Annotated in this window: 11 protein-coding genes; 3 read left to right on the top strand and 8 right to left on the bottom strand. The window is 44.7% G+C overall.

The window, feature by feature from the left end; all coding sequences use genetic code 11:
- Nucleotides 1–42 precede the first annotated feature (42 nt).
- From ACHUET_RS13595 to ACHUET_RS13565, 7 genes are all read right to left on the bottom strand, one after another.
- Nucleotides 43–2118 (bottom strand): flotillin family protein, encoded by a 2076-nt coding sequence (locus ACHUET_RS13595; protein ID WP_394213577.1) that lies wholly within the window; start codon nt 2116–2118, stop codon nt 43–45.
- A gap of 116 nt (nt 2119–2234) precedes the next feature.
- Complete coding sequence (locus tag ACHUET_RS13590) at nt 2235–2891, bottom strand: hypothetical protein (protein ID WP_394213575.1); 657 nt, start codon at nt 2889–2891, stop codon at nt 2235–2237.
- A 182-nt stretch (nt 2892–3073) separates the two neighbouring features.
- Entirely contained in the window at nt 3074–4093 is a 1020-nt protein-coding gene (locus ACHUET_RS13585; RefSeq protein ID WP_394213573.1) for a Xaa-Pro aminopeptidase, read from the bottom strand.
- A 156-nt stretch (nt 4094–4249) separates the two neighbouring features.
- Nucleotides 4250–4738, bottom strand: a complete 489-nt coding sequence (locus tag ACHUET_RS13580; protein ID WP_201599105.1) for an META domain-containing protein — start codon at nt 4736–4738, stop codon at nt 4250–4252.
- 435 nt (nt 4739–5173) lie between these two features.
- Complete coding sequence (locus ACHUET_RS13575; protein ID WP_257785223.1) at nt 5174–5305, bottom strand: hypothetical protein; 132 nt, start codon at nt 5303–5305, stop codon at nt 5174–5176.
- Between the two features lie 173 nt (nt 5306–5478).
- The gene (locus ACHUET_RS13570) at nt 5479–6582 is read right to left on the bottom strand and encodes a lipase secretion chaperone (protein ID WP_394213571.1); all 1104 of its coding nucleotides are present in this window, start codon (nt 6580–6582) and stop codon (nt 5479–5481) included.
- Nucleotides 6583–6609: 27 nt separating this feature from the next.
- On the bottom strand, nt 6610–7686 hold the full coding sequence (locus tag ACHUET_RS13565; protein WP_394213569.1) for an esterase/lipase family protein: 1077 nt from the start codon (nt 7684–7686) through the stop codon (nt 6610–6612).
- A 299-nt stretch (nt 7687–7985) separates the two neighbouring features.
- Here ACHUET_RS13565 and map point away from each other — a divergent pair, with 299 nt between their 5' ends.
- Entirely contained in the window at nt 7986–8777 is a 792-nt protein-coding gene (gene map, locus ACHUET_RS13560; RefSeq protein ID WP_394213606.1) for a type I methionyl aminopeptidase, read from the top strand.
- Nucleotides 8778–8996: 219 nt separating this feature from the next.
- Nucleotides 8997–11753, top strand: a complete 2757-nt coding sequence (gene glnD / locus ACHUET_RS13555; protein ID WP_394213567.1) for a [protein-PII] uridylyltransferase — start codon at nt 8997–8999, stop codon at nt 11751–11753.
- A gap of 22 nt (nt 11754–11775) precedes the next feature.
- Here glnD and ACHUET_RS13550 read toward each other — a convergent pair whose 3' ends face one another.
- Nucleotides 11776–12447 carry a hypothetical protein gene (locus ACHUET_RS13550; protein ID WP_394213565.1) on the bottom strand — a complete coding sequence of 224 codons (672 nt, stop codon included), beginning with the start codon at nt 12445–12447 and terminating at the stop codon, nt 11776–11778.
- 260 nt (nt 12448–12707) lie between these two features.
- Between ACHUET_RS13550 and dapC the strand changes: the two genes are divergently transcribed.
- A complete protein-coding gene (gene dapC, locus ACHUET_RS13545; RefSeq protein WP_394213563.1) occupies nt 12708–13940 on the top strand; it encodes a succinyldiaminopimelate transaminase in 1233 nt (410 codons plus the stop codon).
- Nucleotides 13941–14082 lie beyond the last annotated feature (142 nt).

Genomic DNA, 14082 nt, shown 5'->3' with positions numbered 1-14082 from the left:
GCGTGCTTATAAATACTGATATTTATACCAGTCGAATATCATTTAAGCGGTTCTGTCATCATTTGACTGGTTGGCTTTCATGGCTTGATTGGCCATAACCCCATTAATAATACCGCTTAACGTGTCTGACTTGCCCGCTAGGCCATCAATGGCTTTACCGATCGACAATGATTTGGCAAAGTTATCAAAGAAGTGCGCTTCACCGCCGACAATATCGATTTTGGCTTTTTGGAGCGCCACTGCCAAGACTTCGGCGTTTTCTTTGGCAATCTCTTTACCTGCCTCAATCGATGCTAAGGCTTCTTGTAGCGCGGTCTCAAGACCCATGCGGAACTCTTCGTGCTCACGTGCTTCTTTGCTCATGCTACCCATGGCATTGAACTTCTCGACCAGACCATCTGCTTCGGCTTGGAAGTGCGCACGAGTGACTTCGGCTTTTGCCAGTCCAACGTCACGCTCTGCCTTGGCGTTTGATTCACCGCGAGCGGCGATAACTTCAGCATTGGCCATACCGACATCACGCTCGGCTTTGGCATTAGATTCACCGCGAGCGGCAACAATCTCTGCATCGACCATACCGATGTCACGCTCGGCTTTTGCTTTAGACGCACCGCGAGCCGCGATAACCTCAGCTTCAGCCATCCCTTTTTCACGGTCTGTTTGAGCCTGAGCCTGTCCAGTTGCCTTGATGACATTCGCTCTCGCAATGCCTTCTTTTTCAAGCGATACTGATTTGGCTTCTTGAATCGCCGCTTCAGCAAAGCCATGCGCTGACTCTTCTGCTTTGATACCTTCTGCCATTTTGATTTTTGCTTCTGCATCTTTCGCGGAGGCTTCCAGATTGGCATTAGCAAGCGTGGTAATCTCGACAGCTTTATGCTTGGCGGATAGCTCTTCGGCTTCGGCTTTTTTCACCTGACGCACTTTGAGTTCTTCAGCATCTGCTTCGGCAGCCAGTACGCGCGTTTGCTTAGAGCGCTCCGCTTCGCTGACTTCGCGAACTTCTTTGATACGCTCTTCTTCTTGCGCCACAGTTTTGTCGACCGCGATACGCTCACGAATGACGTTGGCGATTTCTTTTTTCTCAAGCTCAATCGCACGCTCGGCTTCGATACGTTGCAAGTCAACTTCACGCTCACGCGAGACGATTTCTAGATCACGAGCACGCGTGACTTTTTCTTCTTCGATGACCACAGCACGTAAGCGGTTCTGACCCGCCACTTCGATTTCACGTTGTTGGTTCTCACGCTGAATCGCCAAATCTTGCTCTACCATGATGATGGCGGTTTCTGACTTTTTGCGCTCTTCTTCTTCGATCTTGCGAGTTTCAGCGGTTTCACGAGCGATTACTGATGAGATTTCACGCTTTTGCTTGGCTTCGGCATCGGCTTGTTGACGCTCCAGCTCCAGCATTGCCTCTCGGGTTTCGACGTTCTTTTTCTTAACCGCCAGCTCTTCGTCACGCTCAAGCTCATTGGTAATGACGTTTTGAAACGCGGTAAGCTGAGTGATCTTTTTGATACCTTCAGCATCTAGGATGTTGCTTGAGTCCAGTGATACTTTTGGCGTTTGCTCTAGATAGTCAATCGCCACATCTTCTAGGACATAACCGTTCAGATCGTTACCGATTTCTTGGACGATACTGTCACGGAACTGACTGCGGTTTTCGAACAGTTTGACAAAATCAATCTGCTTACCGACGGTCTTTAGCGCTTCAGAAAACTTGGCATTGAACAGTTCATTGACCGCGACTTTATCTGACGCTCTCTCTACGCCAACGGATTTGGCGACTTTGAGCACATCTTCTTCAGTTTCATTCACCCGTAGATAAAATGCAACTGTGATGTCCGCACGCATATTGTCCGCACAAATCAGACCTTCTTTGCCGCGTCTGTCCACCTCTAGGGTGATCAGCGAGATTTTCATCAGCTCTTTTTTATTGATGACCGGCCAAACAAACCCGCCATCAAAACGTACAGCTATTTTACTCACACCGTTGATAATAAGTGCTTTGCCCTGCTCAACCTTGACGTAAAAGGCTTTGAGCATCAAAAGTGCAACCATCATAAAAACAAACGCCAGCACCACAACCACGCCGACGATAATGAGTATATCCATATCCATTCCTTTAATTAAAACATTCCAAGCGAATTTAAAACCCTTACTATATTTACCAAATACTTATTTTTTATATTATTGAGCCATCGTTCACTGACCAATATCATTGATGAGCGTTATTTGTCTTTAACAGGTGTTACGCGGTAGGTGTTGGCGTCATCTAAATACTCTACTAACACCACTTTATCGCCTTGTTTTAGCTGATTGTCGCTCATATCTGAGCGAATCTTGAGTATCAATCCTGCGCCGCCATCATTGAGCACAGCTTCGCCATGCTTATCGGTCACACTCAGCGTGCGTACCACAGCGATCTTGCCCACATTACTAGACGAATTGCGCTTAGGAATTTTGGCGATATTTTTGCGGATGGGCGAGATGATAAGACCAGTCAACCACATGGACACAACCAAGACAAAAATGAGCGCCCCTGTACCAAACAAGTAATACAGAATGCCTGAGTCAACGTTTTGGTGTAAAAAGCTAGTGTACAGATAGCTCAGCAGCCAACCAATCAAACTAATCAAGCTGAGTATGATGATTAAAGGCACACCATAAAGGCCAAACTTCAGCATGAGACCAGTGAAAAAACCAGTCGACGATAAGTTGGAGACATCCACATCACCGCCTGCGTCACCAAGATCGACGCTGTCCATATCTGTCATACCAAGCAGTGATACGACCCAATATAAGGTGACAAACATCACAAGCCCCGTAAAAATAATCGTGGGATACAAACTGATTTTAGTGATAAATACTAAAAAAGCCTCTTGCATGACACCTCTTCTCCCTTTACTCACTTAATCTAGTATCTTAATGACTCAGTTACATAGCTTGGTATGACATGAATGACGATTGCTCGACTTGATGCCGTTATATTTCTATTTTCAGAATCAACTTATGTTCCTTTATTAATGATTATATATACATTTCATTACATAATATATAGCTATGGCTGTTAACGACCCCATATCGGTGAGCGCACAACCCCACCATTTTGGCTATTGATGGCGTAACTTGTGTTTCCTGAGAGCGAATGAATAACCAAATCTCCACCTTTTTGTCTTCCTAAACTTTGACCACCTACTTGCCCGCTGATCTTCGAATGACGTGTTGGGTAGATCGCATAATTTCCAGAAGGAGATAGACGTGCCGGTTCATCGAGTCCAGTTTCTGCCAGATTGAGCACTTGTCCAGTCGCTATTGTCATGACAGCAGCCTTACGACCATTTAGGTAAGCCATGCGCTGACCATCTACACTGAGCTGAGGACTAGCGACATAGCCATTTGTCGACACAGGTACGGCATTACTAGTCGCGAATTGATAGCGATAGATACGGGGGCGCCCAGCACGGACTTTGTCACTGGTATAGACAAAGCTTTTGCCGTCAGCCGCATAGCTTGGCTGTACCTCAGTGCTCGGTAGTGTCGTTAATTGCTTGGTCTCGCCATCGCTCAGGCGCATCTCATAGATATCCGCGTTGCCACCGACGGTTGAGCTATAGAGTAGACGTTGACCATCAGGTGAGAATGACGCTGACATATTACTGCCTTCAGCATTGACGACTAGATTGCGCGTTTTGCTGCTGCGGTCGTAAATATATATTTTAGGATGCTCGCGCGGGGCTTGTTTGCTATAAGCAAGCAGTTGCCCATCAGCCGACCACGCTGGCGCATAGATATAGCCTGTGATCTGATCGATGCGCTGACGATCACTGCCATCAGGACGGATGCTATAGAGTGTCGATACTTTGGCGCTCCCTGACCCTTGCTCTTCCACATAAGCAATGTGTCCTTGACGATCAACGGCAGGCATAGCGGCGGTCAGTGGATTGCTATCCACTGTACTGGTCGGCTTTTTTATTTCAGCACTAGGCAGTGTCTGACAGCCAGTGAGAGCCGCCAATATCGCTATCGTCGTAGCCCCTTTTATCGTGATGTTATTCGTGGTTGGTTTTGACATAATGGTTTTAAACATAAAATAGTATCCAATAAAATCGCTAAGGTATGACAGCAGCATCACTCTAGTGTAGCGCAAAATTCGACAAACTTTGGACGAAAAAAAGCCCCACATATTAGTGAGGCCTTATCAAATCTAAACAGAGTATTTATATTGCTCTAATACATCGCTAACTTATTTAGACACGGCTTTAAAATAAGCCACTTGATTGTCATTTTTGATGGTTAAGACAGGGACATTTTTGGCATTTTTACTGAGGCTGTATTTGCCTTGTACCGTTGCTAGGGTCGCTGTGTCAAAGCTGGCTTGCGGCTCAGGACAGGCCATCATTGTGCTGATGCCGTTTTTAATCTGCACATCACCATTGACGACACTGTAGCCCGCACTCATATTGTTGCACGTGTTCATAAATGCTACGTAGTTTCTACCATTGTCGTTCATGAAGCTTAACGTTAAAGGCTTGGCTGGATCAAAGAACAGCTGAGACACTTGCTCACCGTTGCTACGTTTGGCATCAACCAACTGCCAATTGTGCGCTTGTAACGCCTCTACAGTGACGGGCTGACTGGCTGGTGCAGGCAAGGTAGCCGTTGTCTGGCAACCAGCGGCAAGAGCACTAACTGAAAAGGTAGCTGCCATCATCACTTTAGTCATATTTTTCATATACATTCCTTTTTTATTGAATCCAAAAATCTTGCTGAGCATAAGGTCCTATTTGACACGAGACCCAACAAGCGCATTCAGAATTTTGATTTATTATGGTTAATTGTCTTATTCACTGCTTCAGACAGTAACGATATTTTGTCTGACTCACCAGTGACTGTCATTATCAATTGAGTAAGTACTTAGCGGATATTTTTTGCCCTAAAAAGTCTACTGATTACTGATATTTACTATCGACGCTATTTTTCAACGATGATGTCACTTTTCTTGATGATACTTTATTTAAAAGATCTCTTCAGATGTCAGCTGATACGAAAACACCCCACTAAATAGTGAGGTGTTTTTATCGTGCGACTATCGCATCTGATTGCTGATATCGTTTATCGAAACCTTAAGTAATGCTTATAGGTCTCCGTATGCGTATTAGCAACTGCTTTAGATCACATCTGTACCGGTAATGTTTGGCTCTTCAGTAGCGGGCGCTGTCATACTTGACATCGATTGACAACCTACGAGTACCGTTACCATGACAATACCAGTCATCAATGCTTTGGTTAAGTTTTTCATATTAGCTCCTAGAATCGTTTTAATAGACTGTTGGTTCAATTGAAAGATTACTACCATTGTACTAAAGCTACAAATATCGGGCCGTACTTCTCCTAATGATCATAGCTTATTCACACTTTTAGCATACCTATCTCTTACATTGCTGTAAGTTAATTAATGTTAATGAAATACGCTTACTGAGTCTTGGTTTCCTGCAACGCTGCATAACCAGACAAACGCTTGCGCTCAGCATCATCAAACAACTGCTGCTCAAGTTGGTCTATCTGAGTTTGCGCCTCTGCTGGATCTGCACTTTGACTGAGTAAGCGCTGTTTTTGCGTTTGATACTGAGTGAAACGCTGATCAAAATTGGCATCTTCTTGATCGACTTGTGCCAGTCTCTCTGCCGCTGGTGCACCTACTAGCTCTCGGCGCATATTGTATAGCGCTTCAGAGCTGGCACCTGCCGCTTTCATTTGTTCAGTACGAACCATAAGCTCACCAAGATTGGCCTGCTGCATGATATTGGTTTTGATAGCACTGTCTGGCAAGCGACTAATATAGTCTTGTCTGGCGGCTTGTTTCTGTGCTTCGCTCATTTGCTGATTTTGGTTGATTCTGACCATCTCCATACTATAGTCATCATAACTATCGCTAGCACCAAAGAATGCCGCGATGGTGGTTTTATCAAAATACTGCTGACGTAAGTTAGCCACATCCTGCTTTTGCTGAGCAACTGCATTCAAATCTAGCTCACCACTTTTGGTCGCTTGCAATTGCAGATTACCATAACGCTTTTCTATCTCGGGCAGTGCTTTGAGATAGGCCACATATTTGCCAAAGATAGCGACCGCTTGGCTGGCAGCAGGCTCTGGCGTGTGTTGGCGAATATAACTCTCGACACGTGCAAAAATAACGGCTTCGTCCTCCTCTCCTATTGCTGATAAAAAATAATCGAATAAACGCCGTAGACCTTCAGTGACGACCAACTGCTTGTTTTCATCGATGATGATTTCGCCATCAACTTGCGTACCTTTCAATGAGCGCGGCAAACGCTCCAACCCAGTGACAAATTCAGACTGGTTCTGGGCTGAAGCGGTTTGTCCTGTTTGCTCACTATTTAGCGCAGTGGATAGCGTACTCTCAGAGGCATCCGTAGATCCAATGGATGCTGATTGTGCTGTATCCATGCGTTGACTATCTGGCTTAAACCACATAATCACCGCCGCAGCGATGGCGATGACGACCACGGCGATGATAGCGATTGATAAATAGGCTGGACGGCGATTATTCGACATAGATGAGAGTTCTTTTTACAAGTCAGCTTAAAGGTTGGCGTTTTTCAGACGATTAACCTGAGTACGATAGATAGATTTTGGCTCAGACTCGCCCCATGCCGTCAGACCTAATACTTGGTCTGCTGAATCCAAATGGTTCATGATGTAATTATCACGAATCACATAACCAAGTCGACTCGAGCAAGCAGAAACCAAACCATCATTTCCCTCAAATAAAAACGGTACGCTTGTTGCTGCGAGTAGATAATCACTAGGGTCAAGGGCGCTCGTGACTTGTCCGACGCCGCTAAATGAATAGTATTTGATACCATTGGCGGCAGTACTGGACGGCTGACCACAGTAGCTCTTTGGCATTGCTGCTGGGAATTTGGCATTGAACTTGGCAGCACCACTGGTCGATAGCGCCATGAGTGCCTGCCAGCCATCTTGCTCTTGTATCTGCTTAAAACTGATACCTGACCCAACATCGGTAAAACCGCCGATCAGGTTAAATACACCTGACACTAGCTCTGTGGTGACGTTCGACGGCGTGTCTGTATTATTATTTGGTTCAAGGACATTTTTGACAAAATCGGCGGTTTTGGAACCTTGCTCTGGGCTGGATACTGCTGTGACTGATGCGACGTATTTTGGCGCAACACCTGCGACATAACGAATATCGATACCGCCTTGGCTGTGGCCAAATAAATTGACTTTAGGATCGCCTGAGATGGCAGTGATGGTTTTCACCTGTTGTAACAGCTGCTCGCCGCGCACTTCGCTATTATTAACCGCTGATGTTTTGGTGGTATATACCTCTGAGCCACCTTTCATCAACTCCTGAGGAATTCCGTTGAAATAATCTAAAACCCCAAACAGCTTGGTGAAGCCGCCAAGTCCATGCGCCATGACCACTGGATACTGAGTTTTGGTATAATTAGAGGTAAAATATTTGCTGTCGACTAGCGTGCAGCCATTGGCATTGGCACAATTGTAGTACTGGCCTGCCGCTTGAGCAGAGGTGGTTTGCATGGTCATTAACAGGACACCAGTACTGATAGAACCCAGTATTGGCAAAAATGCTTTTGGCGTGAGCGCGGCGCGAATAGATGAGGAAAGCGTCATAACAACATCCTTGTTATCATTAATTGTGATTATCTTTACCTCATAATATCGGCAAAGATGGCAGCTAATCCCTTTAGCATGCAAAATTACATTACTTATATATTTTGTAAGATTCAACTAAATTGTCAAAATATGAATATATCATCGTGACTAAAGAGTCACAACGGTCTCTACCATGCGGTAAAGTAATTATTATCAATAATAATGATAGGTTTACTATCACTTAACATGAAACTGCCATTCATCCATTTATGGTATAATCTATCCACATTAAACCCATAATTATAAGACAGATGATGATGACTAAAAAATCTCTTATTCAGTCCGCCGACGCCATAGAAAAAATGCGCGTGGCCGGTAAACTCGCTAGTGATGTTCTGGTAATGCTCGACGAGCACGTCAAAGTTGGCGTCAGTACCGAAGCGCTTAACCAAATCGCTCATGACTATATCGTTAATGTGCAGCAGGCTATCCCTGCGCCGCTTAACTACAATGGTTTCCCAAAATCTATTTGTACGTCAGTCAATCACGTGGTCTGCCACGGTATCCCAACGGAAAGCAAGCTACTCAAAGATGGTGACATCATCAATATTGATGTGACTGTCATCAAAGATGGCTACTATGGCGACACCTCAAAAATGTGGATCGTTGGCAATGGTTCTATCATGGCGCAGCGTATTTGCAAAGTCGCACAAGATGCCTTATATGCTGGCATGAGTGTGGTCAAAAACGGTGCGCGTCTAGGCGACGTTGGTGCTGCTATTCAAGCAGTGGTTGAGCCTGAGCGCTTTAGTATCGTTCGTGAGTTCTGCGGTCATGGTATCAGTAATGAATTCCACCACGAACCGCAAGTCATGCATTACGGCAAAAAAGGCACTGGTTTTGAGCTAAAAACCGGCATGACCTTTACCATCGAGCCGATGATTAACCAAGGCACATGGCAAACTAAGATCTTGCCAGATGAATGGACAGCAATTACCAAAGACCGCAAACTGTCCGCTCAGTGGGAGCATACGATGGTCGTAACAGACAATGGCTGTGAAGTATTTACCACGCGCCCTGAAGAAGATTTGAGTTTTTTGACACAGTAAGACAATAAAAGATCGCCTAGGCGGTCTTTTTTTTGGCCAATCATTAGCGTATATCGAGTTAGGACAGATTGAGTATTGTGCTTACTGGCTTTTTGTCTTTATACTCTGATGAGTTAATAATTTATATTGATACATTTATTAGTACATTCTATTGGTGACTTTTATCAGCTATCAGCAGCTCAAACGCTCTATTTTTAAACTTTTAATTGGATAACACTCATGTTTACTTGTGATGTCGCTTCTATTGATCTAACGCCCCTACCGCTACTATCAAATGATACGGCGACAGATAACTCGCTGTTGTCAGAGCAAAATACGACAGATAAAGCGCTACTTGGCATTCCTGAATGGCTGGCACAAATCAATGAGGATATCAGCCGATTACTAGAGCGTGGTACCAATATTCGTCAATTGGTCGAAGTACGTGCCTGCGCTATTGATAGCTTACTCATTGCGCTGTTCAAATGGTTTGAGCTAGATAAGACGGATTTGGCATTGTTCGCAACGGGTGGCTATGGACGCGGTGAGCTGTCGCTTTATTCAGATATTGATATTCTGCTGTTGTCTCCTGACGAAATCGGCGCTGATGCCAGCAGTAAGATTGATAAATTGGTCGCATTGCTATGGGATATCGGGCTGGAGCCTGCGCTGTCTGTACGTAGCGTCAATGATGCGTTAGAAGCTGCACTTGACCATACCATCGCCAGTGCCCAGCTCGAAGCTCGATTGTTAATCGGCAACGAAGCATTGCGAGATATGCCCATCCAAATCGTGAACAAGCAGTGGTCTCCTCGCGCCTTTTTTGATGTAAAAATGGAAGAGTCCAAAACTCGCTACTTACAGCACAATGCCACCGAGTATAATCTTGAGCCAAATATCAAAACGGCTCCAGGTGGTCTGCGTGACATTCATATCATCGGCTGGGTCACCAAACGCTACTTTCGAGTGGGCAAGCTCTATGACTTGGTACAACAGAACTTTTTGACCGAAAAAGAGTTTGATGAGCTCAGCTTTGCAGAAGGCTACTTATGGCAGATACGTCATTATTTACATGTATTGACGGGTCGTAACGAAAACAAGCTGTTATTTGATTATCAGCGTGAGATTGCTCAACTAATGGGGTACGAGACCCAGCCAGACGATCAGCCCAATGCGGCCGTTGAACGCTTTATGCGTGATTACTATCGCTGCGCCATGCAGATATCAACGCTGTCTGAGATGCTGACCAACCACTACTATGAGACCATCATAGAACCCAACTTGCCTGATGATGAGCGCCCCAAAAAGCAACCGATCAATGCAAGATTCAACCGTGTTGGTGATCATATTGCTATAGCGCACCATCGGGTTTTCGCTCAGCATCCTGAATCTATTTTAGAGATGTTCTTATTAATGGGTCAGCACGGTATTGATAAGGTTCGTACCCATACGCTACGTGCGCTAAAAATTGCAGCACGCGGCATCGATCAAATTTATAGGGACAACCCCGTCCACAAAGCTTTATTTTTATCTAATCTAAAAGAGCAAAACTATCTGTTCCATCGTTTGCGTACTATGAACCGCTATGGGGTACTAGGCAACTATATTCCTGCTTTCGCTCAAGTCACTGGTCTGATGCAATATGATTTGTTCCATCGCTATACGGTGGACGCGCATACTTTATTTTTGATTCGAATTTTGCACCGCTTTACCGATCCTATGTTTTCTGAAGAGTTTCCGCTGGTCAGCGCTATCTTTCAGCGTATCGAACGCAAAGAAATTTTGGTACTGGCCGCGATGTTTCATGATATTGCCAAAGGTCGTGGCGGCGATCATAGTGAGCTTGGTCAAACTGAATCGACAGAGTTTTGCTTATCACACGGCATGAGTTTGGCAGATGCCAATTTGGTTGGCTGGTTGACCCGCTATCACCTGTTGATGTCGATTACCGCACAGAAAAAAGACATCTCAGACCCTGAGGTGGTGACTATATTTGCAGATCTTATCGGTAATGTGACGCACCTAAATCATCTGTATGTACTGACGGTTGCTGATATGAATGCGACCAACCCACAGCTCTGGAATAGCTGGCGGGCGACGCTGATGAAACAACTATACTCGCAGACGAGGCGCATTTTGCGCGCCGATATTGATGCGCCTACCAATCGCCAAGATATGATCAGTGCCACACGTGCGCAAGCGCTCGCGATGCTAGATAATGTCAACAACCAGCACATGAATCGCGATGAAGTATTGCGACTATGGGACGATTTGGGCGATGAGTACTTTTTGCGAGAGATTGCAGAAGATATCTTGTGGCATACCGAAGCCATCTTGAACCATCCACCGATTGGGCTTGCTTCTAATGCCGATAGTCCACCGCTGGTGGTCTTGCGTGAGCATCGTGAGCTGGCACTTGATGCGGTACAGGTTTTTGTCTATACCCAAGATCAGATGAATCTGTTTGCCGTTACAATGGCGGTGTTCGATCAGATGAATCTTGATGTATTAGATGCACGTATTATTACTGCTACCCGCGACTTTGCCTTGGATTCTTATGTGTTGCTGGATCCTAGCGGTACGCTGTTGGTCGATGAAGACAGTCAGCAAGAACTTAAACAGCGCCTGATTAATGCCTTTAAAGACCCGACAGTACTAAAGCTCACCAACAAACGTATGCCACGTCAGCTCAGGCATTTTGAAGTGACTACGGTGATCAACTTTGAGTTTAATGAAGCATCTGACCAGCATATCATGAGCTTAGAGACACTGGATCAGCCAGGACTATTGGCTCGGGTTGGACAAATATTTTTGCAGGAGCAAATTGAGGTTCATGCAGCTCGTATTACGACCTTAGGCGAGCGCGCAGAAGATATGTTTTATATCAGTGACCAAAACGATAAGCCATTATCTGCTGAACGACTTGATGCGTTAAAATCAGCATTGCTCGCCAGCCTAGCGACTAAAAGAGAAAACAACGTGGTTTATAGCTATTAATTGACGCTATCAAGAGCACGTTTTATAACGTGCTCTTGTATATTATATTATCAGCATGTTCTATCAGCTCAACATCAGCAAGATCTGGCGGTAAGATGTCGACTTCAATTGGCATCTGACTTAGTATTAAGCGCCCAGCCTTGATTTCTTTTTGTAATAAGCAATGCAAGCTTGATAAATGAAACTCGCCATTAAGATAGTCACCCAGCTGCTTTAAAGAAATGGGCGACTTGGCATGCACATCAGGATAGAGACTGTCCTCTGCGAGCACAATCATCTCATTCAGTGCTTCCTCACCTAGCAGCTCATCTTTATCTATCTCATTCTGCAACTTATTCGCTAGACGGCCTTTCGCTGCAAGAATACTAACAAAAAATATGGTCTGTAAGATAAATAAAGCAATGTATTGCCACAAAGATAACGATATATTCAACATATTATTCAGCAGCATCAGTGCCATGGCGACAACCACGTAACCAACCAACTGCCATAATAACCACATGATTAAGCTATTTTCGCCATACCAAAAGATTTTCTTCTCTTGATGCTCAATCAATTGCTGCCTCGCCTGCCACCAGCACGCTTCACGTTCTTTTAGCAGCGCATATACGTTAATAGGATGCACACCTGCATCAGGAATGTCATTATTGATATTTTTAGCGATGAAGTTATTATGATTTAGTACACTAGGCATATCAAACTCTCCTTAAAATGATCTGTTTCTGGCACTGACAGTCATCTTTTATATTGTTATAAGTTATCAGACGCGAAGCGTTTAATGCGCTTTGTAAGTACGGCTGAATGGGCTATGATAAGGTCAGCCGTTCAAGCACAATAAATTCGCATTCACGTTATGAGAAGAAAAAGGCAAAAAACAAGAGGGGTGCTAAACTGCTCTAATGTAAATTTTCTTTATAACTTTATTATTAATTGTCTATTATAGTTACCACACTTATGAATCACAACTTAGCGCATTTACATCCTTATCCCTTTGCCAAGATGGCAACCTTACTCGCTGACAGCAAGCCTGCCAGTGGTTACAGCGAAATCAAACTGGGTATTGGTGAGCCAAAACACGAGCCACCAGCATTTGTACTGGACGTACTACGCGAAAACTTGGACAAAATAAGTCGTTATCCGACCACCAATGGCATGTTTGAGTTACGTCAGACGATTGCGCACTGGTTAGAGAAGCGTTTTTTTCTTAGCCACGTCGATGCCAACACCCAAGTTTTGCCAGTAATGGGTACTCGCGAGGCCATTTTTAGCTTTGTACAAGCCGTCATAAATCATGATACCGCTGATAGCGAAAGCACGTCCTCTTCAGCATCTAATGCCTCACCTCTGGTCGTTATGCCCAATCCGTTCTATCAGATCTATGAAGGTGCGGCAATATTGGCACAAGCGACGCCCCACTTTGTTCCCTGTACGTTAGATAATGACTTTAAAGGGGATTATCGCGCGGTGCCAAAAGACGTTTGGGCACGCACGCAGCTTGTATTTGTCTGTAGTCCGAATAATCCAACGGGTTCGGTTATGACCATGGAGGATTGGGAATATCTCATTCGTTTATCAGACCAATACGGTTTTGTCATTGCCAGCGATGAGTGCTATAGCGAGCTGTATTTTGATACTGCTCCGATCGGCTTACTGCAGGCTTGTGCGAATCTGGGTCGCCGTAATTTCAAAAACTGTATCGTATTCCATTCATTATCCAAACGCTCGAACCTACCTGGTTTACGCTCTGGGTTTGTAGCGGGCGATGCCAAGATTTTGCAGTCTTATTTGCAATATCGTACTTACCAAGGCTGTGCGATGCCAATACCACATCAGCTTGCCTCTATCGCTGCGTGGCAAGATGAAAAGCATGTCGCACACAATCGCGCCCTTTATCAAGAAAAGTTCGCACTATGGATGTCCGAGCTTGGTGATTTACTGGATTTGCGCATGCCAGAAGCTGGATTTTATTTTTGGATAAAAGTACCTGAACCGTTCGATGGCGATGATGAGGTATTTGTCAAAGCGTTATATGAGCAGGCCAATATCCACGCATTGGCAGGACGCTACTTGTCGCGCGAGGTTGATGGTAATAATCCTGGAAAAGGCTATGTCCGTGTTGCTTTGGTCGCGAGTGTCGAGGAGAGCCGCGAAGCAATCAATCGTATTCGCAAATTGCTGGCGGCATAAACAGTCACTCAAAAAGCTTTTATCTTGAGCTAATAAAGTAGCCTCTAATAACCCTATTTATAGTGTGGTTATTAGAGGCTTTTTGCATGAATAGTGTTATAGTAAAGTTTCTATTGCAAAATATGCCATCAAGGATGATGCC

The organism is Psychrobacter piscatorii, assembly GCF_043641605.1.
GTDB lineage: Bacteria > Pseudomonadota > Gammaproteobacteria > Pseudomonadales > Moraxellaceae > Psychrobacter > Psychrobacter piscatorii_C.
Note: the sequence above shows the minus strand (reverse complement) of the source record. Positions and strands in the feature narration are given on the sequence as shown.

What these genes read in the sequence shown, in the direction of transcription:
- ACHUET_RS13595 (WP_394213577.1), bottom strand. Translation starts at nt 2,118, where the DNA reads ATGGATATACTCATTATCGTCGGCGTGGTTGTGGTGCTGGCGTTTGTT.
- ACHUET_RS13590 (WP_394213575.1), bottom strand. Translation starts at nt 2,891, where the DNA reads ATGCAAGAGGCTTTTTTAGTATTTATCACTAAAATCAGTTTGTATCCC.
- ACHUET_RS13585 (WP_394213573.1), bottom strand. Translation starts at nt 4,093, where the DNA reads ATGTTTAAAACCATTATGTCAAAACCAACCACGAATAACATCACGATA.
- ACHUET_RS13580 (WP_201599105.1), bottom strand. Translation starts at nt 4,738, where the DNA reads ATGAAAAATATGACTAAAGTGATGATGGCAGCTACCTTTTCAGTTAGT.
- ACHUET_RS13575 (WP_257785223.1), bottom strand. Translation starts at nt 5,305, where the DNA reads ATGAAAAACTTAACCAAAGCATTGATGACTGGTATTGTCATGGTAACG.
- ACHUET_RS13570 (WP_394213571.1), bottom strand. Translation starts at nt 6,582, where the DNA reads ATGTCGAATAATCGCCGTCCAGCCTATTTATCAATCGCTATCATCGCC.
- ACHUET_RS13565 (WP_394213569.1), bottom strand. Translation starts at nt 7,686, where the DNA reads ATGACGCTTTCCTCATCTATTCGCGCCGCGCTCACGCCAAAAGCATTT.
- map (WP_394213606.1), top strand. Translation starts at nt 7,986, where the DNA reads ATGACTAAAAAATCTCTTATTCAGTCCGCCGACGCCATAGAAAAAATG.
- glnD (WP_394213567.1), top strand. Translation starts at nt 8,997, where the DNA reads ATGTTTACTTGTGATGTCGCTTCTATTGATCTAACGCCCCTACCGCTA.
- ACHUET_RS13550 (WP_394213565.1), bottom strand. Translation starts at nt 12,447, where the DNA reads ATGCCTAGTGTACTAAATCATAATAACTTCATCGCTAAAAATATCAAT.
- dapC (WP_394213563.1), top strand. Translation starts at nt 12,708, where the DNA reads ATGAATCACAACTTAGCGCATTTACATCCTTATCCCTTTGCCAAGATG.